This window comes from Haloferax sp. ATB1 (assembly GCF_000730175.1).
In genome coordinates, this window is record NZ_JPES01000090.1 from 1 (window position 1) to 26,620 (window position 26,620).

Annotated in this window: 16 protein-coding genes, 1 tRNA gene and 5 pseudogenes; 13 read left to right on the forward strand and 9 right to left on the reverse strand. The window is 63.7% G+C overall.

All coding sequences use genetic code 11. The features are described 5' to 3' along the window. The 4 genes and pseudogenes from ATB1_RS15130 to ATB1_RS15145 form a co-directional block, all read left to right on the forward strand. Nucleotides 1-417 (forward strand): annotated as a pseudogene (locus ATB1_RS15130) (TatD family hydrolase); the annotation flags it as partial. Nucleotides 418-420: 3 nt separating this feature from the next. After that, nucleotides 421-1,296: a sugar phosphate isomerase/epimerase gene (locus tag ATB1_RS15135; RefSeq protein WP_042665261.1), complete on the forward strand. Its 876-nt coding sequence runs from the start codon at nt 421-423 to the stop codon at nt 1,294-1,296. Between the two features lie 45 nt (nt 1,297-1,341). After that, nucleotides 1,342-2,296, forward strand: a pseudogene (locus tag ATB1_RS15140) (UbiA family prenyltransferase). A 96-nt stretch (nt 2,297-2,392) separates the two neighbouring features. Continuing rightward, nucleotides 2,393-3,244 carry a sugar phosphate isomerase/epimerase gene (locus ATB1_RS15145; RefSeq protein ID WP_042665264.1) on the forward strand — a complete coding sequence of 284 codons (852 nt, stop codon included), beginning with the start codon at nt 2,393-2,395 and terminating at the stop codon, nt 3,242-3,244. Between the two features lie 132 nt (nt 3,245-3,376). Here ATB1_RS15145 and ATB1_RS23480 read toward each other — a convergent pair whose 3' ends face one another. Beyond that, entirely contained in the window at nt 3,377-3,709 is a 333-nt protein-coding gene (locus ATB1_RS23480) for a hypothetical protein (protein WP_241768292.1), read from the reverse strand. A gap of 12 nt (nt 3,710-3,721) precedes the next feature. Between ATB1_RS23480 and ATB1_RS15150 the strand changes: the two genes are divergently transcribed. The 4 genes from ATB1_RS15150 (at nt 3,722) to ATB1_RS15155 (ending at nt 7,858) form a co-directional block, all read left to right on the forward strand. Then, nucleotides 3,722-5,836, forward strand: a complete 2,115-nt coding sequence (locus ATB1_RS15150) for a hypothetical protein (protein WP_241768293.1) — start codon at nt 3,722-3,724, stop codon at nt 5,834-5,836. Beyond that, nucleotides 5,833-5,937: a PGF-CTERM sorting domain-containing protein gene (locus tag ATB1_RS23485; protein ID WP_241768294.1), complete on the forward strand. Its 105-nt coding sequence runs from the start codon at nt 5,833-5,835 to the stop codon at nt 5,935-5,937. Before ATB1_RS15150 ends, ATB1_RS23485 begins: the two co-directional genes overlap by 4 nt. Before the next feature lie 162 nt (nt 5,938-6,099). Continuing rightward, nucleotides 6,100-6,222, forward strand: a complete 123-nt coding sequence (locus tag ATB1_RS21745) for a twin-arginine translocation signal domain-containing protein (RefSeq protein ID WP_128081486.1) — start codon at nt 6,100-6,102, stop codon at nt 6,220-6,222. A 4-nt stretch (nt 6,223-6,226) separates the two neighbouring features. Further along, the gene (locus ATB1_RS15155) at nt 6,227-7,858 is read left to right on the forward strand and encodes a multicopper oxidase family protein (protein WP_042665267.1); all 1,632 of its coding nucleotides are present in this window, start codon (nt 6,227-6,229) and stop codon (nt 7,856-7,858) included. Between the two features lie 11 nt (nt 7,859-7,869). Here the strand turns inward: ATB1_RS15155 and ATB1_RS15160 are convergent, their stop codons facing one another. Continuing rightward, a complete protein-coding gene (locus ATB1_RS15160) occupies nt 7,870-8,475 on the reverse strand; it encodes a YqaA family protein (protein WP_042665271.1) in 606 nt (201 codons plus the stop codon). Nucleotides 8,476-8,668: 193 nt separating this feature from the next. After that, nucleotides 8,669-11,693, reverse strand: a pseudogene (locus ATB1_RS15165) (FAD-binding and (Fe-S)-binding domain-containing protein). 157 nt (nt 11,694-11,850) lie between these two features. Between ATB1_RS15165 and ATB1_RS15170 the strand changes: the two are divergent. Both ATB1_RS15170 and ATB1_RS15175 read left to right on the forward strand, forming a co-directional pair. Next, nucleotides 11,851-12,732, forward strand: a complete 882-nt coding sequence (locus tag ATB1_RS15170) for a GAF domain-containing protein (protein ID WP_042665293.1) — start codon at nt 11,851-11,853, stop codon at nt 12,730-12,732. 253 nt (nt 12,733-12,985) lie between these two features. Continuing rightward, nucleotides 12,986-13,750 carry an IclR family transcriptional regulator gene (locus ATB1_RS15175; RefSeq protein WP_042665274.1) on the forward strand — a complete coding sequence of 255 codons (765 nt, stop codon included), beginning with the start codon at nt 12,986-12,988 and terminating at the stop codon, nt 13,748-13,750. A gap of 85 nt (nt 13,751-13,835) precedes the next feature. On the opposite strand, the gene aceB is transcribed toward ATB1_RS15175, so the two are convergent. The 4 genes from aceB to ATB1_RS15195 all read right to left on the reverse strand — a co-directional run bounded on the left by aceB (nt 13,836) and on the right by ATB1_RS15195 (nt 22,586). Beyond that, nucleotides 13,836-15,146 (reverse strand): malate synthase AceB, encoded by a 1,311-nt coding sequence (aceB, locus tag ATB1_RS15180; protein ID WP_042665277.1) that lies wholly within the window; start codon nt 15,144-15,146, stop codon nt 13,836-13,838. A 465-nt stretch (nt 15,147-15,611) separates the two neighbouring features. Further along, the gene (locus ATB1_RS15185) at nt 15,612-20,459 is read right to left on the reverse strand and encodes a glycoside hydrolase family 2 (protein WP_042665279.1); all 4,848 of its coding nucleotides are present in this window, start codon (nt 20,457-20,459) and stop codon (nt 15,612-15,614) included. An 844-nt stretch (nt 20,460-21,303) separates the two neighbouring features. Further along, nucleotides 21,304-21,714: a hypothetical protein gene (locus tag ATB1_RS15190; protein ID WP_042665281.1), complete on the reverse strand. Its 411-nt coding sequence runs from the start codon at nt 21,712-21,714 to the stop codon at nt 21,304-21,306. Beyond that, on the reverse strand, nt 21,711-22,586 hold the full coding sequence (locus ATB1_RS15195) for a ParA family protein (protein ID WP_042665284.1): 876 nt from the start codon (nt 22,584-22,586) through the stop codon (nt 21,711-21,713). The genes ATB1_RS15190 and ATB1_RS15195 overlap by 4 nt, the downstream gene beginning before the upstream one ends. A gap of 692 nt (nt 22,587-23,278) precedes the next feature. Here ATB1_RS15195 and ATB1_RS15205 point away from each other — a divergent pair. Both ATB1_RS15205 and ATB1_RS24425 read left to right on the forward strand, forming a co-directional pair. Then, complete coding sequence (locus ATB1_RS15205) at nt 23,279-24,319, forward strand: NAD(P)-dependent alcohol dehydrogenase (RefSeq protein WP_042665289.1); 1,041 nt, start codon at nt 23,279-23,281, stop codon at nt 24,317-24,319. 84 nt (nt 24,320-24,403) lie between these two features. Next, a pseudogene (locus tag ATB1_RS24425) lies at nt 24,404-24,623 on the forward strand (hypothetical protein); the annotation flags it as partial. Nucleotides 24,624-24,680: 57 nt separating this feature from the next. On the opposite strand, the pseudogene ATB1_RS21060 reads toward ATB1_RS24425, so the two are convergent. After that, nucleotides 24,681-25,362, reverse strand: a pseudogene (locus ATB1_RS21060) (IS6 family transposase). Nucleotides 25,363-25,533: 171 nt separating this feature from the next. Between ATB1_RS21060 and ATB1_RS15215 the strand changes: the two are divergent. Next, the gene (locus tag ATB1_RS15215; RefSeq protein ID WP_128081487.1) at nt 25,534-25,947 is read left to right on the forward strand and encodes a hypothetical protein; all 414 of its coding nucleotides are present in this window, start codon (nt 25,534-25,536) and stop codon (nt 25,945-25,947) included. 388 nt (nt 25,948-26,335) lie between these two features. Here the strand turns inward: ATB1_RS15215 and ATB1_RS15220 are convergent. Beyond that, nucleotides 26,336-26,407 (reverse strand) — tRNA-Thr (locus ATB1_RS15220). Between the last annotated feature and the right edge of the window lie 213 nt (nt 26,408-26,620).

The window sequence follows — 26,620 nt, forward strand, 5'->3', positions numbered from 1 at the left end:
GAGGAGCGCGAACTGCCGGTCATCATCCACACTCCGCACACCCAGAAGCCAGAGGGGACCGAGCGACTCGTGGAGATGATTCAGGACGAAGACGTGACCGAAGAGCGAATCGTCATCGACCACAACACCGAGAACACGGTCGACATCTCGCTGCAGACCGACTGTTGGCTCGGCTTCACCCTCTATCCCGGAAAGATAGACGCCGAGACGACCATCGACATCCTCGAGGAGTACGGCACCGACAAGATGCTGCTCAACAGCGCCGCCGACTGGGACCCCTCCGACCCGCTTGCGGTCCCGAAAGCCCGAGACAAGATGCTCGACCGCGGCTGGGACCGAGACGAGGTCCGGAAGGTCGTCTACGACAACCCCCGGGAGTTCTTCGGCCAGTCGCCGAACTTCCACTACGAGGTGTGACCGATGGAGTTCGGCTTCTCGATGAACGCGTTCCGGCAGCGAACCCTCACCGAAGGCGTCGAGGCGATAGCCGACGCCGGCTACGACGGCGTCGAAATCCTGCTCGACGACCCACATCTGTTTCCGGGGACGGCCGACGGCGACGACTTCGAACGCGTTCGGACACTCCTCGACGACTGCGGCATCGAAGTCAGCAACTGTAACGCGTTCATGCTCAGCGCCATCGAGCCCTCCGCGGAGAGCCGGGCGGCGACGTTTAACCGCGACACCGAGGCGTTTCACCACCCCTCGTTCGTCGAACTCGCCGCCGAGGACCGACAGGCGCGGGTCGAGCACACGAAACACGCGCTCGCCACGGCGGCCGCGCTCGGTTCGGGGAGTATCTCGATTCCGCCGGGCGGGCCCGTCCCCGAGCGCATGTCGCGGGCGGACGCGCTCGACGCGTTCATCTGGGGGCTCCGCGAGGTCGCCGATGTCGCGGAGACGCTCGGCGTCGACGTGCTGGTCGAACCCGAACCCCACCTGCTCATCGAGACCTCCGAGGACTTCCTCGACCTCGTCGACCGCGTGGACTCGCCCCGCATCGGCTGTAACTTCGACGCGGGACACTTCTACTCGGTCGGCGAGGACCCGGTCGAACTGGTGGAGACGCTCGCGCCCCACACGCCGCACTACCACCTCGAAGACATCCCAGGGGACAGAACGCACGAACACACCCAACTCGGTGAGGGGGCGATGGACATCGACGGCTTCCTCGAAGCGGTCGAAGCGACCGGCTACGACGGCTACGTCACCGTCGAACTGTACCCCTATCAGGAGACCGCGGCGGAGACGGCCCGAACCGCGATGGAGTACCTCGAAGCCCATGGGTGGGCCTGACCGCCTCGCTCGAACGCGAGCACCCGACCCAGCGACTGACCGACGATGAACCGAACGAACGCGGCACCCCCGACCGGCGGCCTTCGACGCTCGCTCGCGAGCCTCGCCAGACTCGTCCGCGTCCCGAACCTGTTCACCGCGCCGCCCGACGTCATCCTCGGAGCGGTGTTGGTCAGCGGCGGCCGCCCGTCGGTTCCGCTCTCGTCGCTCGCCGGCGTCGCGCTCGCCTCGGTGCTGTTGTACGCGGCGGGCACGACGCTCAACGACTACGCCGACGCCGACGAGGACGCACAGCACCGTCCGGAGCGCCCGATTCCGTCGGGAGACGTGTCGCGCACGCGAGCTCGGAACCTCGGCGTCGCGCTCCTCGGTGCCGGCGTGGTCGTCGCCGCGGTGGCCGGGGGACCGACCACCGGTGTCGTCGCCGCCGTCCTCGGCCTCCTCGTCGCGCTCTACGACGGCGCGCTCAAGGACACGCCACTCGGATTCGCGGCGATGGGTGGCTGTCGAGGTGCGAACGTCGCCCTCGGCATGGCGGTCGTCACGGGGTCGCCTTCGACTCCGACGCCCCCGACGTGGGTGTCCCTCGTGCCGGTCGTCGTCGCGCTCTACATCGCCGGCGTCACGTACATGGCCGAGTCGGAGACCGGCGCGGGCGACTCGGGGGCGGTGCTGGTCGGAATGGCCGGTGTCGGACTCGCCGTCGGTTCGGTGGTCGTGGCCGCCGTGGCGGTCGGTATCGGCCCGAGCCGACTCCGCGACGCTCGCCGTGGCCGGCGGACTCCTCGTCTGGTTCGCGGCGTGGACCGGCCGCGACCTCCTGACCGCCTACGCCGACCCCCGACCGGGCACCATCGGCCCCGCGGTCGGTACGTGCGTCCTCGGACTCGTCGTGCTGAACGCGGCGGTCGCCGGACTGCTGAGTCCCGCGTGGGGCGTCGTCGCGGCGGCGTTCGTCGTCCCCGCGGTCGGCCTGTCGACGGCGTTCGACGTGTCGTGAACTGACCCGGCGCGTCGACGACGGGGGCATCGCGCTCCGATCTCGAGACGTTGGCAGTACCAAAACAATTATTCATGTGTGACTGTACCACGACGTATGGTACAGTTAGCCTTCTCCACGAACGCGTACACGCGTTTCGACCTGCCGGAGGCAATCCGACGAATCGCCGATCACGGCTACGACGGGGTCGAGATACTGGCGGACGAACCGCACGCGTTCCTCGCCGACTTCGACGAGACGGACCGCGAGCGCGTCGTGGCCGCGCTGGACGAGACCGGACTCTCCGTGTCGAACATCAACGCGAACACGACGTGCGGTTACTACGACGACGCGCCGCCGTCGGCCTTTTTCGACCCGACGCTCATCTCGGGCGACGAGGAGGACCGCCGGTGGCGCATCGAGTACACGAAGGCGGCTCTCGACTTCGCCGCGCTGGTCGACGCGCCCGCGGCGTGCGTCGCAAGCGGGTCGGCGCTCCCCGGGACGCCGCCGGGCGAGGCCTACGACTACCTGCTCGAATCGCTCGACGAACTCACCGACTACGCCGAAGGCGTCGGCGTCGACCTCGGTATCGAGTTCGAACCGGAACTGCTCGTCGAGTGCACCGAGGAGGTGCTGACACTCATCGACGACGTGGGGAGCGACGCGCTCGGCGTCAACTTCGACGTCGGCCACGCCGCCGTCTGCGGCGAGGACCCCGCCGAGAGCATCCGACAGTGCGCCGGTCACATCACCGGCATCCACCTCGAAGACATCGAGGGCGGCCGCGGCGGAAAGCACTACCACCTCATCCCCGGGGAGGGCGACATCGACTTCGAACCCGTCTTCGGTGCGCTCGACGACATCGGGTACGACGGCTTCGCGACGTTCGAACTGTACACCTACCCCGACGAACCCGACGAGGCGGCCCGACGCGCGCGAGACGAACTGGTCGAATACGCCCGCTGACGAGCGGAACACCGGCGCGAATTAGCGGTTCGAGACACCGGACAGCGACCCGAGCGGACTCGAACTCCCGCAAGCGGCGTCCCGCGAGTGGCGTCGCGGTCCGCCCGACCCGCAGCCGTTCCGGGATAATCGTTAACTATTTGCATGGCGCTTTCGATTCACACGCTGACTGCATGCTTTCCAGCGAGAGCGAGCTATCCGCATCCAGAGGTAGCGCGCGCCCGAGACGCCAGTCTCCCGACCGACGAGTCGAACAGACACCGCCGGCGACCCCGCCCCGCCGAGACGAGCCGAAGCGGCCGTCGCAATCCCAGTCCGCTCGCTCATCATGAGGCCGGACATTCCACGTCCGGGGCGGTCGCGGAGCTCCGGCACGCGCTTCCGGTCGTCGTGGTGGCAGTTCTCTTGGTGGTCGGTTCGCTCGGACTGGGCGCGGCTGTCGCGCCGGTCGCCGCGGACGCTCACGGCGGGACCCTCGTGCGGACGGTCGGCGACGCGACGCTCGCGCCCGGCGAGTCCACCACCGTCACGGTGGAGATAAACGCCTCCGAGCGGGGGAACTTCACCGTGGTCGAAGCGCTGAGTCCGGGCTTCGCGTCGGTCGAACTCGTCGACGACGACGGCGCGGACTTCTCCGGCGTCCGCGACGCCAACGACGAACTGTTCGCCACCTACGGCGACCGAGAGAACGTCACGCTCCAGTACCGCGTGACCGCCGCCGACTCGGCGGACGCGACGACCCACGAGCTCACCGGCTACGGCGACTTCGGTCTCGAAGACACCCGAGCCACGACCACCGGCGACGGGGAGATCAGCGTCTCGACCGACGGCGGGTCGAGCGTGATTCGGTCGGTCGACGACGCGACGCTCGCGCCCGGCGAGTCGGCGACCGTCTGGGTCGCCGTCGAACGGGACCAGGCGGCGAACTTCACGCTCGTCGAGGAGTTCAGCCCGGCGTTCGGCTCGGTCGAAATCGTCGATGCCGACGGCGCGGACTTCTCCGGCGTTCGTGACGCCAACGACGAACTGTTCGCCACCTACGGCGACCGGAAGGCCGTCACGCTCGTCTACGAGGTGACCGCCGACAACGACGCGACGGCCGGCACGGTCTACGAGTTCGACGGCTTCGCCGACGTGAACGGCTCGGAATCGCCGACCGCCGGAACTACTGAAATCGACGTACAAGAGTCGAGCGACGACGGCGATGTCTCGGCCGCCCGATCCATCGACCGCGCGACGCTGGAACCGGGTGGGTCCACCACGGTTCGGGTCGCCGTCGACCGCGACCGGGCGACGAACTTCACGCTCGTCGAGGAGTTCAGCCCGGCGTTCGGCTCGGTGGAGATAGTCGACGACGACGGCGCGGACTTCTCCGGCGTCCGCGACGCCAACGACGAACTGTTCGCCACCTACGGTGAGCGGGAGTTGGCCACGCTCGTCTACGAGGTGACCGCGGCTGACGACGCGACGGCCGGCACAGTCTACGAGTTCGACGGCTTCGCGGACGCGAACGGCTCGCAGTCCGCGACCGGCGGGTCCGGCGAAATCAGCGTGCAGGCGTCGGACGGCGACTCCGGCGCGGTTCGGTCGGTCGATGACGAATCCCTCGCGCCCGGCGAATCGACCACGGTACGGGTCGAGGTCGACCGGGACGAGGCGACGAACTTCACCATCATCGAGGAGTTCAATCCCGCGTTCGCGTCGGTCGAACTCGTCGACGACGACGGGGCTGATTTCTCCGGCGTCCGCGACGCCAACGACGAGCTGTTCGCCACCTACGGCGACCGCGAGAACGTCACCCTCGTCTACGAAGTGACCGCGGGCGACGACGCGGGCGCCGCCACGGCGTACCAGTTCGACGGCTTCACCGACGTGAACGGGTCGGAGCTGACGACCGGCGGCACCGACGAACTCGACGTTCAAAGCGGGTCCGACGACGGTTGGGACCTCACTCGCTCGGCAGACGACACGACGCTCGAACCCGGTGAATCGACCGTCGTCTCGGTCGAAATAACCGGGAACGAGACGACGAACTTCACGCTCGTCGAGGAGTTCAACCCCGGCTTCGCGTCGGTCGAACTCGTCGACGACGACGGCGCGGACTTCTCCGGCGTGCGGAACGCCAACGACGAACTGTTCGCAACCTACGGCGACCGAGAGAACGTCACGCTCCAGTACCGCGTGACCGCCGGCAGGACGTGGACGAAGACGCCTCGTACCAACTCGACGGGTTCGCGCAGTTCGACGCCGACGGCACGGAGATGGACGTCGACGGCGTCGAGTCGCTCACAGTCGGTTCCGACGGAGTCGCCGGCGGTGGCGGCGGTGGAGCTGACGATGACGATGACGACGACGGGAGTGGTGATGACGACGACACAGACGACGGGAGTTCCGACACGCCCGAGTCCACTGACTCCCCGGACGACGGCGACGATGAGGACACCGACGACGATAACGGTGACGACGGCGGTGACGACTCGGGTGATGGGGACGACTCAGACGACGACTCGGACGACGATGGCGACGGGTCGGACGACGACTCGGGCGACGGGGCGCCCGAGACGGCGACCCCCGAGACGGACACGTCCGTGACGACCACGACGGACACGCCCGTTCCCGGGTTCGGTGTCTCGGTCGCGCTCGTCGCGCTCGTGCTCGGCTCGGTCTTCCTCGCGCGCCGGCGAACGAACTAACGGGACGACGAGACGACTGGCCCTCCCCGCACCTTCTCCGTTCCCCCTCGAACCTCCGTCGACCCACGCGTCCTCCAGCCTCTCGAACAGCGTTCTCGGGCCTGACTCGGACATTCAGAAGTTTTAATATAATAACTCCCAAGTCGTAGTTCAGGGTCCATCATGACAGAATGGTCTAGGCGGCGGTTTCTACAGACAGGCGCAGCCCTCGGCATCGCCGGAACGCTCCCGCAGACGACGACGAACGTGTCGGCGGCGTCACCGGCCGGGATTTTCGGGAAATAAGTTCGTGCAACCGCTCCCGATTCCGTCGGTTCGAGAGCCCGACGGACAGCGAGACGGCGCGGACGCCTACGAGATATCGGTCTCCGAGTTCACCCAACGGCTCCACCCGGACCTGCCGGAGACGACGGTCTGGGGGTTCGACGGGTCGTACCCCGGGCCGACCATCGAGGCGGACGCCGGGAGTCCGGTCCACGTTCGATTCGACAACGGCGACCTCCCCAGCGAGCATCTCTTTCCCGTCGACGAGCGAATCGGCGGCACGACGTCGGAGAACCACGCCGGCTACGACGGCCCGGTCCCGGAGGTCCGGACCGTTACCCACTTCCACGGCCTCGAAGTCGCCCCCGCGAGCGACGGACAGTCCGACATGTGGACCTCGCCGGGCGGGGTCGAGGGGCCGCGGTTCGAATCGGAGTGGCAGGAACTCCCGATGGAACAGGGGCGAACGACCTCGACGTACCACGACCACACGCTGGGTATCACCCGGCTCAACGGCTACGCCGGGCTCCTCGGTCTCTACTCGATTACGACCGACGCCGAGCGCGAACTCGGTCTGCCGTCGGGCGACTACGATATCCCGCTTCTGTTGCAGGACAAGGAGTTCAACGACGACGGCTCGCTGTACTACCCCGAGGAGTTCGTCTCGGCGTTTCTCGGCGACACGGCCGTCGTCAACGGAGCCGTGTGGCCGTACGTCGAGGTCGAACCGCGGCGGTACCGCCTCCGCGTCGTGAACGGCGCGAACCACCGGTCGTTCGACCTCCAGTTCGAGAACGAAAGCGGGTCGGGCGTCCCGACGATGTATCAGTTCGCGCCCGGTCACGGCTTCCTCGAATCCGTCGTCCCCATCGGGCCGAGCGGCGACCTCGACTCGCTCCTGCTCACGCCCTTCGAGCGCGGCGAACTCGTCGTGGACTTCTCCGACCACGCGGGCGAGACGCTCACGCTCACCAACGGCGCGGACATGGGCCCCGAACTGACCGACCTCGTACAGTTCCGCGTTTCAGACCCGTCGACGCCGCCCGAAGACGCGAGCGCCGACCCGACGGCCCTGTCGCTGCCCGCGCCGGCCTCGTACGACGAGAGCGACGCGCGGGTGACCCGCGAGATGACGCTCGGGACCGAAGTCGACATGGAGAACGACTTCATCAAGTACACCCTGAACGGCCACGTCTTCGGCGACGAGGGCGCGCCGGTCTACCCGCAACTCGGGTCGACCGAGATATGGGAACTGCAGAACGAGTCGGGCGGTCGGCACCCGATTCACCTGCATCTCGTCACGTTCCGGGTCATCGGCCGCGGGCCCGACGGGACCCAACCCCCGGACCCGAACGAACTGGGGCCGAAGGACACCGTCCGGGTCGACCCCAACGAGCGCGTGCGGATAATCGCCACGTTCGAGGGGTACACCGGACAGTTCCCGTGGCACTGCCACATGCTCGAACACGAGGACAACAAAATGATGATTCCGTTCGTCGTCGAGAACCCCATCGCGGCCTACGCGAACGAGGAGAACGTCGTCGACGCGACGGGCCTGACCGACGCGGTCGGCGACTGGCGGAACGACGACCTCGAAACCGAGGTCCTCCTCGAAGTCATCGACCAGTGGCGGAGCGGCGACGAGGTCGCCGACTGAGCGCCGTCGAGTTACTGCATCGGGTCCGCAGACGGCTCCGAGAACCACCGACTGCGCACGGCGTACGCGACGAGGACGACCGCGGTGGCGACGCCGATAATCGAGTACACGTCGACCTCGGAGAGCGACCGGGCGGCCTCGCCGAGGTAGACCGCCAGTATGGCCTCGATGGTGTACCGCCCGCCGCGGCCGAGCACCGACGCCGCGAGGTACGTCCGGAGGTCGAGGTCGAACACGCCCGACCCGATAGAGAGCAGTTCGTACCCCTCCGGAATCGGCGCGAACGCCCCGAACGCGACCGTCGCGAACCCCGAACGCTCGAAGTAGCGCTCCACCTTGTGAATCCGCTCGCCAGCGAACCGCGAGTCCAGCGCGCGTCGGCCGCCCTTCTTGCCCATGAGGAAGCCGACCAGCCCCGCCGACACCGACCCGACGGTGGCGACGACCGCGTACAGGAGCGCGAACTCGGGGTTCGTCGCCGAAAGGGGAACGAGCACCAAGTCCGGCGGGACGGGCAGCAAGAAGAATTCGAGGAACGCCACGAGCAACAGTCCCGGCGCGCCGAGCGAGGCGAAAAACGCGGTCGAGAGTTCGACGGTCTCCAGTACGTCTAGCATCGTCGTCTCTACGCACCCGCTGCTGTCAGTAATAAGTATCGCCGGTCGTGAACTTCGGCTCCGCGGGCGGGAGCCTTCGAAACGAGGAGTCGCCGCGGGTGCAAAGCGGCGGGTTCGGTGCTGGTTCGTGAGTCGCGTCGGGCGTTGTGGTTCGCGGGGGAGTGCGTCAGGCTATCGGGTGTCGGTGACGTGGTCAGTCGAGGGCTTCGGCCATCTTCTCGATGGGGTGCGGCGGGCGGGACTCGCCGGGTCTGTCGCCGAGTTGGGAGCGACACGACGCGCCGGGTGCCGTGACGACGTCGCCGGGGCTCTCGTCGACCTGTCCGAACAGGATTTCGCCGATACCCTTCGAGAGTTCGTAGTGCTCTTCCTCGTAGCCGAACGACCCGGCCATCCCGCAGCAACTGGAGTCCAGCGGGTCGACGGCGTAGCCGGACCGACGCAGGACGCCCACCGCGTGGTGGTCCTTGTTCGTCGCCTTCTGATTGCAGTGGCCGTGATACGTCAGCGTCTCGGCGGGGGCGTCGAAGTCGAGGCGGTCGTCGGCGCGCGCGACGTCGAGGTACTCCATGATGCCGTAGGCCGACCCCGAGACGAGTTCGACGGCCGTCCCGTCGAGGAGGTCGAGATACTCGTCTTGGAACATCACCGCGTCGGAGGGCTCGACGAAGACGACCGACCAGCCGTCGTCGACGTAGGGGCGGAGCCGCCCGACGTTGTGTCGTGCCCGGTCGCGGGCCGTGTCGAGCATCCCCATCGAGAACGCGGCGCGACCGCTCGATTCGAGGTCGCTCGGAATTCGCACGTGGACGTCCGCGGCTTCGAGGACCTCGACGGCGGCCTTGCCGGGTTCGGGGTAGTTGTAGTTGGTGTAGGTGTCGGGGAACAGAAGCACCTTCCCTCGGGCGTCGGCGGGCGACACCGACGACCCGCCGCGGGCCTCGAACCACTCCTCCAGCGACTCGCTGCTGAACGTCGGCAGTTCGCGCTCGCTGGCGATGCCGAGGACCTTCTCCATCAGGAGGCGGCTTCCCGGTAGCTCCGCGGCGACGTTCGAAAGCGGGGCCAGTTTGCTTCCGAGTTCGGACAGCGTGTCGATGTTGCCGAACACCCGCGAGCGGAGGCTGGTGCCCTCCTTTTGGTGGTACTGGTGTTTCACCTCGGACTTCAGCTTCGCCATGTCGACGCCGGTCGGGCAGTCGCTCTGACAGCCCTTACAGCCGACACAGAGGTCCAGCACCTCGGTCTGGAAGCGCTCGGAGTACAGTTCGTCCTCGGGGAGTTCGCCCGAGATGGCGGCCCGGAGCATGTTCGCGCGCCCGCGAGTCGTCTGGACTTCCTCCTTCGACGCGCGGTAGGTCGGGCACATGGTGTTCGAGTCGGTCTGTCGGCAGGTGCCGCAACCGTTACAGAATTCGACGAGGTGCGAGAACCCCCCCTCGTCGGAGAAGTCGAGGTCGGTCTGGGGCTCGACGGACTGGTAGTCCGGACCGTACCGGAGGTTCTCGCGCATGTCCGCGCCGACGCCGCGGTCGCTGTCCGGTCCGGGGTCCGAGGGTCCGTCTCGGTAGACGACGTTGCCGGGATTGAACACCCAGTCGGGGTCGAACGCCGTCTTCAGCTCCTTGAACGCGCCCCAGAGTTCGGGCCCGTACATCTTCGGGTTGAACTCGGTCCGGGCCATCCCGTCGCCGTGCTCGCCCGAGAAGGCCCCGTGGTGTTCGACGACGAGGTCGGTCACGTCGTCGGTGATGGAGTGCATCTTCTCGATGCCCTCGTTCTCTTTGAGATTCAGAATGGGGCGGATGTGGAGCGTCCCCGACCCGGCGTGGGCGAAGTACGCGGCGGACGTGCCGTGGTCCTCCAGCACGTCCTCGAACTTCTGGACGTACTCCGCGAGTTCCTCGGGCGGGACGGTCGCGTCCTCGATGAACGGGTAGGGTTTCGGGTCGCCTTCGAGGCTCATCAACAGTGGAATCGCGGCTTTGCGGAGCTTCCACAGTCGGCCTTGGCTCTCCTCGGAGTAGGCTTCGAGCACGTCGAACGCCGCGCCGGCATCGACGAAGTGGGCGTTCGTGTCGGCGACCGCGGCCTCGAAGTCGTCGACGAGTTCGTCGTCCCACTCCAGCATCAGCGCCGCCTTCGCACCCTCCGGGATGGGTTCGGCGTACTCGGCGTAGCCCTCAGACTCGCGGGCGAGGCGGAACACCTCGTCGTCCATGAGTTCGACGGCGCTGACGGGGAATTCGAGGCGCTTCGGGAACGGCCTCCATCGCCTCGACGAGGTCGTCGAAGCAGTACAGCGCGAGCGCCGTCTCGTCCGGTTTGGTGACGAGCGAGACGGTGGCCTCGACGATGACGCCGAGAGTCCCCTCCGCGCCGACGAACAGCTTCGAGAGGTTGATGACCTCCTCGCCGTCGTCGTTCTCGTAGATGACCTTCTGGAGGTTGTACCCCGACACCGAGCGCTTGAGCGACGGATATCTGTTCTCTATTTCTGACTCGTGGTTCTCGACGAGGCCCCGAACCGTCCGGTAGATGTCCGCCTCCAAGTCGCCTTGGGCGAGAATCGACTCGTACTCGTCGCCGTCGAGGACGACCTCGCGGGTGTGAATCCGCGACCCGTCGGCCAGAATCACCTGTAACTCCTCGGTGTAGGCGTCGGTGATGCCGTAGCGGACCGAATGCGCGCCGGTCGAGTTGTTGCCGATACCGCCGCCGACGGTCGAGCGGTTCGACGAAGCTGGGTCCGGCGCGAACTTCAGTCCGTGGTCGGCGAGCGCGGCGTCGAGGTGGTCTTGGACGCATCCCGGCTGGACGGTCGCGCGCTTCGCCTCCGGGTCGATATCCACGATGTCGTCCATGTACTTCGTGAAATCGACGACGACGCAGCCCCGGCCGACGGTCTGGCCGCCCAGCGATGACCCCGTTCCGCGTGGCAGAACGGGGACGCCGTGACTCGTCGCCGTCTCGACGGCGGCGCGCACGTCGTCGGCGTCCCTCGGCACGACGACTCCCGCGGGTCGCGCCTGATAGATACTGCCGTCGGTCGCGTACAGCACCTGCGCGTACTCGTCGAACTTCACGTCACCGTCGACGCGGCCCCGTAACTCCGACGCCAACGCGGAGTACGCCGCCACGTCCGGCCGGTCCAAGTCTAGCGTCGTCGCCGATGTCTCTCCTCCCCGAGGGGAGTCGAGAATGTCTTCGACTGCCATCATCAATGGTACACATACGCACGGATTAAATCCTCTGGTGTTGCGACGCGTTCTCGTCCCCCGAACCGCCCGCGACGGCCGAGGTGGGGATTTATATTCACGTCCTTGGTACGTAACCACATTCATGGTCAGGTCACCGAACTGGAACCAAACTGACGTGGCACGCGCTGTCCCGGCAGCGTCCGAAACGGAGGTCGACCAACTGCTCGCCAGCCTCCAGCGACTGACCGGCATCGGCGTGTGGTCGTACGACGTGTCGAGCGACGAACTGTGGTGGAGCGACGAGGCAAAGCGGATACACGGGTTCGACGCGTCGGCGACGCCGACCGTCTCGGACGTTGTCGACCAGTACGCCGAGGCCGACCGCGACGGCGTGATGGGCCGCCTCGCCGACGCTATCGAACACGGCGAGTCCTTCTCTATCGACGTGCAGTACGCGAGCGAGCGAACGACCGAGCGGTCGATACGGCTGGCGTGCGAACCGCTGGTCGAAGACGGTCGGACGGTCACCCTCCACGGCGTCGTACAGGACGTGACCGACACGAAGCGACAGGAACAGCGCATCGAGATTCTCCGGCGGACGAGTCAGGAGCTACGGAACGCGAGTTCGAAGGCAGAGGTCGCGGAGATTCTGGCCGACGCGGCGAAGAACGTCCTCGGTCTCGTCAACACGACCGTCCGCTTGGTCGACGAGAACCGGAGCATGCTCCAGACTATCGAGGCGACCGAAGAGTGTCTGGAACGCGCCGGCGACCGCCCGAACTACTCGGTCAGCGAGGACACGCCGGCCGCGCGGACGTACCGGACGGGCGAACCGGTCATCCACGCGAACCACGAGCACACCGAAGACGACCACAGTCGGGGCTCGCTCCGGTCGGGGCTGTACGTCCCCATCGGGAGCCACGGGGTGCTCAGCGCCGGCGACGTGGTCGTCAACGCGTTCGAGGAACACGACCTCGAAGCCGCGAGCCTCCTCGGACAACTCGGCGCGGAGGCCATCACGCGCATCGGTTGGGTGAAACGGTCGCGGGCGATTTGACGCGCGAACGAACAGTCGCGACGGGACACCGAACGCGCTCGCATCGTTGAAACGCGACGACGGAGACGCGCCTCGATTCACTCACGCCCGGACTGGCCGCCTGAAACTTCTCGGCGTCCGCGTTCGTCGCGGTGCTGCGTTTGTTCCCGAAGAAATCGTGGAGAAACATGCCCGAATTAGTGGGGCTTGCTGGCCAGTTCAGTTGATTTACATTATGGCAACAGTTATCAACCATCATGATAATAGTCGATGTATGATCGAGAACGTGACCGGGCGACGGCTCAAGACGACCCAGGCCTCGTTGGAGATTCTCAGCCTCATTCTCGAACACGACGGTCTCACGCTCGCCGAGCTGGACTCCATGGTCGACAGTTCGAAGAGTTCTATCTGCAGCCACCTCAACACGCTCTTGGAGAGTCGGTATCTGGTCAAACGCGACGGCGTCTACCACGTCAGCTTCCGGGTGGCGTTGTTGGGCGAGCGTGCGAGACACCGGTACCCGAGCGACGAGGTCGTCGAACGCGTCGTCGACGAACTGGCCCGCGCGACCGGTCAAGAGGCGAACTTCACCGTCTTCGAACACGGCCGGCTGCTCATGTGCTACGGCTCGTCGACCGACGAGGGGCGGGACGCGAACGGCATCCGCTACCGGTCGGAGTATCACCTGCACAACACGGCCGCGGGGAAGGCCATCCTCGCGGAACTGGACCGCGACGAGGTCGAGTCGATTATCGACTACTGGGGGCTGCCGAGGGAGTCCGAGGGGACGATTACGAACTCCGACCAACTGTTCGACGCGCTGGACGAAATCGCCACCCAAGAGTACGCCGTCGTCGACGAGGAGTTCGCGCCGAACCTCATCGCCATCGGCGCGCCGGTCCACGACGGTGACGGGCGCATCGTCGGCGGACTCAGCGTCGGCGGGCCGAAGTATCAGGTTGACATGACGCGGCTCGAACGCGAGTTCGCCGACGAACTGCTGAGCGCGGTCGAGTCGCTAGAAGCGGAGCTCTCGTAGGCGGACACCTCCGTTTCGGGGACGTCGGACGCCAAAAGGACAGACGCGGGTTGGTTGTGCGTGTCTGGCTGACCGGCTGGCTGCGTTAGTCGTCTGTCCCGACTGCCATCGCGCGCTCGACGATGTCCGCGCCGTACATCTCTTCGAGCGCGTCGTGCTGGTCCGGACGGTGCTCGTACACGTCTTGGAACAGGGCGACCGGCGTCATCGCGGCCTGATACGTCGCCTCGTCCCACATGCGGTCCTTAGCGATGTCGACCTCAACGTCATCGATGACCAGCGTCGTCGCTTGTGTCATCGCAATCGCGCCCTTGCCGGCCTCCTTGGCCGCCTCGAACTCCTCCATGGAGTCGACGATGTCGTCCATGCTCGGGACGTAGGTGGTCAGGTCGAGGAGTTCCTCGTGGAGTTCCTCGCCGTCGCACTCCAGTTCCTCGCCGTCGACGCGGAGCACGTAGCTGTCGTCGCTGACCTGTTCGAGCGAGAGTTCGTCGCCGTCGTACACTTGACGGCCGTCCTCGTCGTCGAGTTCGATTTCGTCGTCGTCGAGTTCGAGGAGCCAACTGCCGGTCTTCGGCGGCAGGGGTGCCTCGTTGGCGGTGACGACCTGTCCGGGCGTGAGCGCCCAGATACCCGTCATCCCCATGGCGCGGTTCTCGACCATGCGCTCGCGGTAGCCCTCCACGTCGCGGATGTCGTCGTAGGGGCCGTCGACGGCGATGCAGTCGGCGGCGCTCGCGCCGCGAGAGGTGTTGTGCCGGAGTTCGGCCCACGCCGGAAGCTCGCCGGTCGGCGTCATGGCGCGCATGTCCTTCGTGTAGTCGACCTGCCCGTCGACGAGGAGGAACAGTCGTTCGAGGTTGTTGGACGGCTTGCCCTTCTCCGCGCGGAGGTCGCTCATGGCGAGTTCGGCCTCCCCGCTCTCGATGATGACCGACATCGACAGGCTTCCCTCGTCGAGGCCGTGTTCGTTCTCGATGATGGTGAGGAACTCGTCGGCTTTCTTCCAGTCGTCGAGGTCGCCGACCTCGGGGATGACGAAGCCGTCGATGTGTTCGACCGCCCCGTTTTCGGGGTCGGTGATTTCGAGCATCTGCTTGAAGCCCTCGTACCGGGTCGTGGGGTCGTCGCGGTGCCACACGACGCGGGGATGAATCTCGCCGGGGAACTCCGCGCCGTGCTCGGAGACGACCTCGACGAGGTTCTGGACGCCCTCGTCGCGCATCGACGGTGCCGTGGCGTCTTCGTTGTCCGGAATCCACGTGTCGGGGGCCTGCATCCCCCGCAGTTGTGCCGCGCTCTGCAACATCTTCGCCGAGTTCTCGCCGCCGACCGCGGTCGGCGAGGTGAAGAACGTGCGTACGAACTCTCGCTCGTAGTTTCTGTCGCTACTCATGTCGACAGTCGAAACGTCTCTTGCGAAACATATTAAACATTTAGACTCGCCCAATCGGAACTCCCGATTCGACGCCCCGGCGGGGAACGGGCTTCCGCGACTCGTCCGACGACGCACCCGACAGGCGGCCCGTCGTTCGCGCTGCACATCAGACAATCATCATCTTACATTATGTAAATGGCTACAATGCTATGTGTTCACATTATACAGATATAGGGTGTTAACCCCGGTTTGATTACAGTCATAGCTCTGTAAACCCGTCTTCGACACTGTCGTGAGAGCGACCGTCGTTCGGATTATGTAAATGGTTCTCGACCCCTCGACGTTTGTTTGGGGCTCTCGGAACCCCGGACGTTCGCACGACAGTACCCGTTGTCAGACAGGGACGGATTCGGCAGGATAAACTGCGAAAGAAGGTTCAACGGGGCCTCACAGATGAAAAAATTCGAGACGTCGGTTCGGGGGCTACTCCTGCGAGTCGGGGAGCCGTCGGTTCGCCAGCGCCATCGGATCGTCGTCGTCGGAATCGAACGGCCGAAGGACGACGCTGAACGCGGTGGACTCGACCGGGACCTGATACCGGTCGAGCGGCTCGGTCGGCGTTCCGCCGAGGCCGGTCACGCGGTGGTCGAGGTTGAACCCGACGGACCCGCGGTCCTCCAGTTCGTACTGGTGTTCGGCCGCCGCGAGATTCGCCCACTGTTCGAGGCTGACGTTCGCGTCCTCCTCGCCGAACGTTCCGAGGAGGGACACCTCACCGTCCGAGAGCGTCGCCCACCGCGTCTGGGCCTTGTTCCCGTTGTCGGTCGGGGGGAGATACGGGACGTACTGTTCGTCCACGGTTCCCTCGTAGCGGCCGATTGGAACGCCCCACTTGCGGTCGGGATAGGTCTCCAGTTCGCCGCGTCCGTACCACTCGAAGTCGTCGAATCGCTCGGGGAGTTCGAGTTGGACGCCGGCTTTCGGAAGCCAGCCGTCTACCGTCTCGCGAAGCCCCTCGTTGGGACGGGCCTCGACATCGAGAGCTACGTCGCCGCTTCCGTAGATGCGGTAGCGGTAGCTGGTGGCGAAGCCCGGGCCGTTCGCATCCCCGACACTGTTGAACTCGTCGAGCGGCAACCACGCCACAGCGCCGTCGAGCGGTGTGTCCGCGGCGAGCGAACCGAGTTCGTCCTCGGCGAGCGCGCGGTCGTAGATTCGCACCTCGTCCAGCGCGGTCCCGTCGGCGACGCTCGACCCGACCTGCGTCGGCGCGTCGACGTGCTGAAGCGTCCCCTCGTAGGACCCGGTTCCGAGTCGCTCCCCGTCGACGAACAGCGTCATCTCGCTGCCGTCCCAGACGCCCGCGACGTGGTGCCAACCCTCAGTCCAGTCGTCCGGCACCGGCCCGTCGGCGACGTGCCAGCCGTCGGCGTTGAACACGAACTCCAGATACCCGTCGCGACCGCGCTCACGGCGCTTGAGGAGATACTGCCGTCCGCCCTTCGAGACGTAGACCTGCGCCGCGCCACCCTCCTGCGGCTCGCCGGGGCGGACCCAGAACTCGATTGTGAGTCCCGCGTCGGTGACGTCGAGGCTCTCGGACCGCCCCAGCGAGAGCGAGCCGTCGTCGGTGAACTCGACGGCTTGCCCGGAGGCACCGGTGACGATTCCGGCCTCCCCCGTGAGTACGCCGTCGTTGTCGTGTTCGGAGCGGTCCGGGGTCGCCAGCCGACGCGCCGGCTCAGCGCCTTCGGCGAAGCCCTCGACTGCGACCTCGACGAGCGACTCGTCGCGGCGCTCGACGCCGACCGACTCGACGGAGTGCGTCAGTTCGTCGAGCCCCGCCTCGTACCACGAGCGCGCGGGGGCGCTCCCCCACTGTTGAATCTCGTTCATGACCGGGGCGCGCCACGAATTGAACAGCGGGCCGCGTTCGAGTAGGTCGGTTCCCTCGTACGCCATCGACGACAGCGTCCCCGCGTCGTCAGCAACGACGTACTCGAAGCCGTCACCGGAGACGGTGATATCGCCGCCTTCGTCGACCGAGAGCGGCCCCATCGAATCGAGTGACGCGGTCTCCGGTTCGGGCGCGTCGACGGGGACCGCTAACTGCTCGAACGCGATTTCGTGGCCGGCATCGGCGTACGTGGTGCTTTCGGCCAGCGTGAACCGCACCGTCAGTCGGTACTCGACGCCGGCCCCGGGACTGGACGGCGCTTCGACGGGAAGGCTGACGCGGCGGGTCTCTCCCGGGCTGATGTCGACACCGAAGTCACCGGAGCGGAGCGGTTCGCCGTCGGCGGTCAGTTCCCACCGCCCCTCGACGCCGTCGAGCGACGTGAAGTTGTACCGGTTCGAGATGTACACCTCTCCCGCTGCGACGTCGGCGTCGGCGACACCGACCGGCTGGTGGCAGTGTTTGAGTTGCCACAGTTCGGGCTGTGGGTCTCTGTCGGACCAGACCAATCCGTTGAGACAGAACGCCCCGTCGGGACCGTCGCTGTGGTAGAACTGGAACGCCTCGCCGTCCGCCGCGGTGTCGTTCAGGTCCTGGTTGACCCAGTCCCAGATGAACCCGCCGACGAGACTCTTGTCTCGCAGCAGGTCGGCGAAATCGTACGCGACGGTTGCGCCGTCCCTCAGTTCGCCGTCGGCATCGCTCGTCTCGTCGGAGTTCACAGCGCGGTCGTAGATGCCGAGGCCGTCGACCGCGAGGGCGGCCTCGCCGCCGATTCGAATCGGCTCCTCCCCGGCGCGAAGGCCCGAGGCGGTGTGACTCGACTCGCCCGCGAGCGCGCCGTCGACGTAGATTTCGAGCTCGGTGGAATCGGCGACGCCGACGACGGTCGTCCAGCCGTCGAGACCACTGTCGGGGACCGGAGCTGAGACCGTGCTCTCACCGCCTCCGACCGAGAACTGGATTTCGCCGTCCGAAACCGCCAGCGCGTACCTGCCCTCGTCGACGGCGATCGGTACGTCGGCGTCCATTGCGGTCCCCTCGTCGACGGAAATCGTCGCGCCGACCGTGAACTCGCCGCCGTGTTCGAGTTCGGCGTCGCGTCGAATCTCGATCGCGTCGCCCGCGCCGAGTTCGATGGCTCCGTCGGTGTTGCCTCCCGGTGCGGCGTCCGGTCCGGGGACGACCTCCGGCGAGCCGACGAGCACGCCGGGGTTCTCGGAGCCCGTCCGGTCAGTCGCCTCCCGGACGGGCGGCTTTATGTACTCGTTCCACATCTCGTGTACGAGCCCCAGACTGTTGCCCATCGCGTGGTTGTACTCGCCCATCACTACGGGGCGGAGCCCGTCGCCGATGTACGACCCGTCACCGACCGACAGCAAGGTTCCGATATCGGCGTACCGAGGCCCGAGCATGTCGCTGTACTCGACGTTCCAGCCGCCGCCGTTCGGCTGGTGATAGAGGATGCGGTCAGGGGCTACCCCCTCTACGTCCCCGTCGAACGACTCGACGGTCTCGACGCCGCTGACATCGGCGGTATCCTCGGGGATGAACTCGTCAGAGTCGGCCGCGAGCGACGCCATCTCGATGTGCTCGGCACCGGTCCCCGCCTCGTTGCCGGTCGACCAACTGAAGACCGAGGCGTGGTTGCGGTCTCGAAGCACCATTCGGCGGAACTGCGCGACCGCCTGGTCGTGGTAGACTTCGGTGTTGGCGAGCAGTCCCTGCCACCAGTGGGACTCGACGCAGACTTCGTCCTGCAGGTAGAGGCCGTACTCGTCCGCGAGTCGGTACAACGACGGGTCGTTCGGGTAGTGGGACGTCCGGACCGCGTTGATGTTGAACTGCCGCATCGTCTCGATGTCCTCCCGAACGCGCTCTATCGGGACCGTCCGACCGAAGTCCGGGTCGGTCTCGTGGCGGTTCACGCCCTGAATATCGACCGACTCACCGTTGACCAGAACCTCGGCCCCCTGTTGTCCGCGGGTGGTCTCGTAGGTCCGGAAACCGACCTTCTCCAGCATCGCCTCCGTTGGCGTGCCGCCCGCGGGTACGAGTTCCAACACGAGCTGGTAGAGGTTCGGCTGTTCGGCCGACCACTTCGCGGGGTTCGGTACGTCGGCATCGAGCGAGACCACCGCACCGTTTTCGTCCACGGTCGCGGTCGACGAGAGAGTCGTGACCTTACGCCCGCGGGGCGGCCGGCCGCCGGGACCCGCGTCGTCCGGCGGGCCGCGGCTCCGGGATGCCTCGTTCCCCTTTTCCTTCCCGCCGTTTCCACCTGCCGCGTTCGCACCTTTTCCGCGCGGTGGTCCGCGGCCCGGTTTCGTGCGGGTGGTCTCGTAGAGGTGCGCGCGAACCACGTACTCCCCGGCCGGAGCATCGCCGTAGTTCGCTATCTCGGCGTCGATACGAAGTTCGCCGTCCTCGTAGTCGTCGTCGAGGTCGGTGCGCGCGTAGAAGTCCCTGAGGTGTACCGCCGGCGTCGCGAACAAGTAGACGCTCCGGAAGATGCCGGCGTACCGGAACATGTCGATGGTCTCCAGCGCCTCGCTGTCGGACCAGTGGTACACCTGAACCGTGACCTGGTGGTCTCCGCCGGCCTCGACGTGGTCGCTGACGTCGAACTCGGCGGGCGTCATCGACCCCGTCCGGAAGCCGACGTACTCGCCGTCGACCCACACGAAGAAGGCCTGCTTGACGCCTTCGAAGTGGAGGAACGTCTCACGCCCGTCCCACGTTTCTGGAACTGCGAACGACCGCCGGTACGTGCCGACGGGGTTGAGGCCGTCGTCGTCGACGCCCGGAACGTCGACGGTCCCGTCCTCGTTTGGAACCAAATCGCCGTCCTGATTCGGTTCGTAGGCTTCCCACGTGATGGCGTTGTTCGCGTAAATCCGCTCGCCGTACCCCTGCGTCTGCCAGACACCGGGGACGTCTATCGAGCCCCACTCGTCGCTCGCAAGGCCGTCGTACGAGTCGGGAACGTCGGCAGGCTTCCCGTGAAACGCGAACTGCCACTCCCCGTTGAGTAGTTGGACGTACTCCGACTCCGCGAATCGCGATTCGATTTCCGTAAACGGCTCGTCCGCCGTCCGAGCAGCGCGCACGGACTCGTAGGGAACGGCGCTCGTGACGTGAGTCGGCTCGACGTTCTCCGCGACTTTCTCGGGGTCTTCGAGGTACGCCGCGAGGTTCGAGATTCGACCCGGGGCGCTTGGCGCATTCGTCGCTGCCGCGGCACCGGACTGTGAACTAACCCCCACGGCTACTGCAGCCATTCCGGTCACCTGCAAGAACTGCCGTCGCGTCGGTGTGAGCCGACTATCGGGTGACTGTTCGGTCCGTGTCTTCCGCCGATTTGAGTGTGTCATAATGCTTCGATTGCGCGGTCGGAGGTCCAGAGTAGTCGTCCACCGCGTTCCTGACGCGCAGTTGAGAAACTACGGTCATCGATTTGTAATTATATACAATTGACTTAATCCTAATGGCCCTCCACATAGAGCTAATAGAACCGAACAAGACAGTGTCGGGTTGCGGACTTCTTAACCACTCAATCTTCGAGTCAACACGTTACATGTCTGGTAGAGAACCTCCCCCCGTGTATTGATGGGGTACGCCGGAAGCGGCTCTTGAATCCTTTCGGGTAGTCGTCGATCACTCTCGGCTTTCGCCAAGATTACAACCGTTCACCACACGACGCTCTGCGAGCGTGAACACGGGATTCGTCTTCTGTGTCCCGCGTCCGCGCGTCGCCTGTCGACGCGAGCGAAGAGCCCCCGTGATCGCGGTTTTTCAGCCCTGAGCGATACACCATTAGCCGGTAGCCATCTGAGAAAGACTCTACTTCTAATGGTAGTCGTTGGGGTACGACTCGCCGTTCTGCGTGTCGCTGTTGCAACGACGCGGCGTTTCTCAGGTAGTCTACGATTTTAAATTCTGTATAGCGATATTAGATATATCCACTACCCACTGGTTTTCTCGCCCCGAGTGCTAAGTCTCGTTGTCTCACAGGGACAATGAGCCAATTAAAATTTGTATTTCGATGTTATATCTGTCCTAATTCCGAAACTCTTGGTCCTTAGAACGAGCCACTAACGAGCGACCCTTGTTGCTTAGTATCGAGAAATCATTCGACCGGTCAAGGATTCGAACTGTGACCAATCCCTGTAGGCTGTCGGTTTTTGCTATCTGACAGTCTGTGAGCGCCTTTTTCAGCTAGTCGAAGGTCATCCCGTAGCCCCACTGTTCGAGGCACTCTTCCGTTTCGTCGAGGTGTTGCAGTCCAACCTTCATGAGCGCTTCACGGAGGTCGGTGAGCGAGACGTTCTCTTCGAACCTATCTTCGAACTCTCGGAGGGCGTCTCGCTCCGCGACTTTCGTCTCCTTCTGCAAGAACAGCGGAACCCGGTCACGGCCGTCTTGGACGCCATCGCGGCGGAACTTGTATGGAATCTGAATCTGTTGGCGAGACTGTTTTTCGTCTGCACCCTCACCTTGGTTCGAATCCGTTTCTTCGGCCTGCTCAGGTGCTGGTTCCTCAGCCTCGGGCGCTGTATCGGTCTTCGATTCAGGTGACGAATCGTCCGCGAACGGGTTTTCACCGGCTCCCTTCTTCATCCCAGTCATACCGTCATCACCTCGTGGTCGACGTCACCGGGTTCCGGTGGGTTCGGCGCTTCGATGCCGACCTGTTGTTCGAGATGTTTCGCGATGCGGTCGAACTGCGCGAGCGTCTCGATTTCGTAGTCACGGCGGCGGTCGCGATGTTCGCGAACGTACTTGAACGCCGAACACTGTTCCATCCAACAGCCTTCCATGAGGGAGGCACGCTCGCTGATGATCTCCGGAATCGGATAGTCGATTTCAGTCAGCACCTGCCGTTGGTCACGCGTGTTTTTGAATCCGGTCGGCACGGCGGCGAGCACACCGACGTCGATTTCGAGTTGGTCTTCGAAGCCCGCGACGAGGGCTTCGAGCCCTTCGACTGCCGCCCGGCCTTTGGCGCTCGGCTCGACGGGGATGACAAGCGACCGCGTCGCGTGAATCGCGTTGTAGAGGTGTGGCCCTTCAGTCGCTGGCGGGTCACAGATCAAGACATCGTACTTGTCAGGGACGCCGGCCTCGCGAAGCACGCGAAGTAACTGTGCGTGCATTCCGAACGCTTCACCCATGGCCTCTGCCTGGTCTTTCTCTCGCTGGAGAAAGTCGGCCAAGTCTGAGAGCATATTGTGTTCGGGAACGATATCGACACCCTCGACGGTTCGAATGAGGTCCTCGAAGTCGCCGTTGGGGCGGCGAATCATATGCCGGACGATGTTATCGACTGAATCCGTCCGCTGGTCGTCAACGCCGAAGAGACGCGAGAGGTCGCCGTCCTGCGGGTCGAGCGGAACGACGAGCGGTTTCAATCCCGCCCGAGCGTGCGCGACCGCCAGATTCGCTGCGGTGGTCGTCTTCCCAACCCCGCCCGCCTCGCTGTAGGTCGAGTACGTGAGCATACTGTGTTCATGATGAACCATCACCTTGTATCTTCTGTACAAGTCTTCATTGTGTACACTACGTGTGTTCATTCATTGTATTCACTAATGAACATTCCCAATGAACAACTGGGGTGAATATTTGTGGTGAGCACACTCAATGGACAGCGTGGTGTGAAGGGACTACAGTCATCCATGGCCTCGGAGGTCGCGACGAGCAACTCCGATAAACTAATGAACAAAGTTAATGAACACAATTCATGAACGACGTTACTGAATAATACTCTGGCCAAACATCTTTGCTGTGGCATTGTGTGAGAACTACTGGAGACAGATTGTGTCACATGCGTCTCTCTAATCCCGTGTGACGAGTGATCCGACGATGCTTGGCCGATGCCCTGACTGTGGCGAAGAGATAGAGTCTCACCAGTTGCTTATCGAGTTTGAGGAGGCCGATGGGACGACTGGCGTGTTTGCAGAGTGCTATTCATGGATGATGTTGTCCGCCCAGAGTGACCCCTAGTTAGCTTTTGTATGACCGTGTGGAGAGCCCACACATAACCAGCAGGAACGTTCATGTGGTTTGTAGCACGTCGTTGAGCCACGCCCCGACTCTGTCATCCCGCACCATGCGCTCCTGTGTGGCCTGTAGCGGCGGCCAAGGCGAATCTATAACGAATATTTATGCCGATAGATGCGAGAGAATGTGTCGCATGCAAGCCGCGAGACTACACGAGTACACCGACGACATGAGCGAAGGACTGTCGATCGACGAGGTCGATCGCCCGGCGGCGACGGGCGCGAGCGACGTGATAGTCGAGGTAGAGGGTGCCGGCTGGTGCCAGACTGACAACCACATCATCGAGGGGATGTGGGCAGAGTACGTCCCGCAGGAGCTCCCGTTGACACTGGGTCACGAGAACGCGGGGACGGTAGTCGAGACGGGTGAGAACGTCGACATCGTCTCACCCGGTGACCCGGTGATTTGTCACCCGGTCCAGACCTGCGGCACGTGTCGTCCCTGTCGGCTCGGCGAGACGATGTACTGTGAGAACGACAAGTTCAATGGTCTCACGACGGACGGCGGCTTCGCCGAGTATCTCCACACGAGCGAGCGCTCCGTGATTCCCCTACCTGAGGGGGTCGAGCCGATCGACATCGCCCCCCACGCCGACGCCGGGATCACCGCCTACCACGCCGCGAAGAAGGCGGTCACGGAACTGAACCCCGGCGATCACGTGGTCGTCATCGGCGTCGGGGGACTCGGTCACATCGGCCTGCAGTGTCTCGAGGCGATGAGCGCGGCGAAGATCACCGCGGTCGATCTGAAGGAGTCGGCGCTGAACCTGGCGGGTGGCTACGGTGCCGACTACCTCGTGAATCCTTCCGAGGACGACGTGCCCACCGAGATCGAGGCGATCACGGACGGCAACGGTGCGGCGCAGGTCCTCGACTTCGTCGGTGAGGACGTGACGACGGCGTACGCACCCGACATCACCGCGGCCGGTGGCGACCACCACATCATCGGCTACGGCGGCCACATCCACGAACCGGCACAGGCGCTCGTCAACGGAGAGTTCTCCTTCGTCGGCAACATCGTCGGTCGGTACGCCGAGTTGCAAGAGCTGGTCGCGCTCGTCGAGCAGGGGGACGTCGACCTCCACACGAGTCGGTACAACCTCGATCAGGTCAACGAGGTCGCCGAAAAACTCGAGCACCGCGAGATCGACGGGCGTGCCGTGATCACGCCGTAGGCGAACTCTCTCGCCTGTTCAGTGTGGACGAGGATGAACAGAACTAATCGACTCTTTCTCCGGCAGATGATCTGACGGCCGAGAGGCGGCTTCTCGCTCCATCACCACGAGGATGACGTTAAGGGAACGTTCGATCATCGATAGGACCGACACCCATCAGACCACAATGCTCGTGACCACACCCATCCCGGCCCAGATGCACCGACTCCGTGATGATTCATCATATCCGAGTGATTGGCGTGATGTCCCCTCGATGGCTCTTGGCGAGATTGAAGCCAGGCAGCGTGCATTCTGGGAAGGCTGACCACCTGCTATGGTGTCAATTCACTGCCTGTCGTACGCTTCATCGAGATGGCACCGTCTAGTTAGTGACCTCCTCAACCGGTGTTCGCCCATCGAGCGCTTGATGCGGTCTCTGAAAATTGTAGTATTGCACAAATTGTATGAACCATTCGCGGACGCTTCCGTGACTGCCCACCCACGAATTATGGAAGCGGTCGACTCGCATTTTGAGGGTGTGAAACCACTTTTCGATGAGGTTTCGCTCAACGTAGTCCAGCCGACCGCTCAATCCTAATCGAGAGAGGGCAGTCTGATAGCCGTAGCCATCAACGAGAAACACAGTGTCTGAGAGATCGTGTTTCTCGGAAAGTCGATGGAGAAACGCAGCAGCCGGGGTCGGTACCATGTCGTCCAAACAATTCGACGTCAAGAATCAGCTTTGTCTCGATGTCTATTGCAGCGTACAACCAAGACCACTCGCCATTGATTTTGACAGCGGTCTCGTCGACCGCAACCCGCTTCGGCTTCGCCTCAGGCGGGTTGTGACCGCTGTCAGCCAGCCGATGTACCCATTGCCAAACCGCTTGGTGGGAGCGTTCAACGCCGAGTAATCGAAGAATTTCTTTTGTCTCTCTGAGTGAACAACCGGTCGCGTGGAGCTGGACGGCGAACGCCCTAACGGGCGTTGCCGTCCGCTCACGCTCCCAAGTTTCTTCTAAATCCACCGCAAAGCACTCGCTGAGCAGGTCTGCGAGCGTCATGACCAATTCACTCAATGACCTGCTCGTTCCTCAAACTGGCTTAACTAGACAGTGCCGTATTGTGTTACTGGTGAGAGAGTTGATATCTCTAAGCCAGATATTAAGCTACGGAATCAAGTGAAAAGTAGCCTGGAATCCGAATCTCCGCTTATAATTTTCCAACAGATTAAGATGGATATTAACGAGAACAACCGGAGGCACGAATGGGATAGTATGGTAATTAACTCAGTTAGGCTCTTTGAGGTTTGGATGGATAACTGCTATATTGCATTAGAAAGCCGTATTTCGGGTGATGAGAGAAAAGCACGGAACAATGCCCAGAATACAGGAATGGTCCCTGTGGTAGAGGATCACTTGAATACTCATCTGAGTTATGATATTAGAAAACTGGAAGAATGGGTTGAGTGGAAATCAGATGTCTATCAGGAACGGAAGAAAGTCATTCACGATGGAAAACAGGTTGAGGAAAGCGTAGGTAAATCTAGTTTTACGAAGACAAATTATCTAATTGCGGCTATTGCAGAAGACGTAGCATCGGTGATTGGGGATTTGCCTATCATGCCCGATATCGACCGTCCGGAGTGAAAAATTGGCACTACTCCGGTCACTCTCAAGGAGATCAATCCCACTTTTCACTTTTTGTCTGTCCGTACAGACAGAATTGTCATCCAGCATTTTCGATGCTCGTGTATGGTGTATTTCATTTTTCCGAATCAAGCCCCACGTCAATTGATTTCTTGTGCTAGCAGTCATCTTTAACTTTAATTATTGAATATATACTGATTGCTTCGAATAGTCATCCACAATCAATCATAGCTGGGGAGATATTTATTCGAACAGTACAATTTCCCCCGAAATCAGAACCCACTCGTAAATCAGAGATCTGCTCGCTGTTCGAATCCCGGTGCAGTCTCATACAGAGCCAAATCGCCCAGTAACCAGACGCCTCGCTCGACAGTTGGAGTTCGAGAAGAGCCTAGGCCGGGATTTGAACCCGGGGTCTCGTCCTTACCAAGGACGCGCTTTACCGCTAAGCTACCCAGGCAGGCATTCCTTGGTTGTCCGGGTTCCTCTTTAGGGGTTTCGATTCGAATCGCCCCGGAACCGTGGTAGCGTATGTCGATTAGCGGTCCGCGGCGGAGGTGACCGCGTCGTCTCCGCCGCCGCCTCGGTAGAGGGCCGCGATGCGCTCGACGGTCCCTTCGGAGACGGTCTCGTCGGCCGGCGGGAAGTCGCCGTCGTGGGTGTCGGCCAGCCC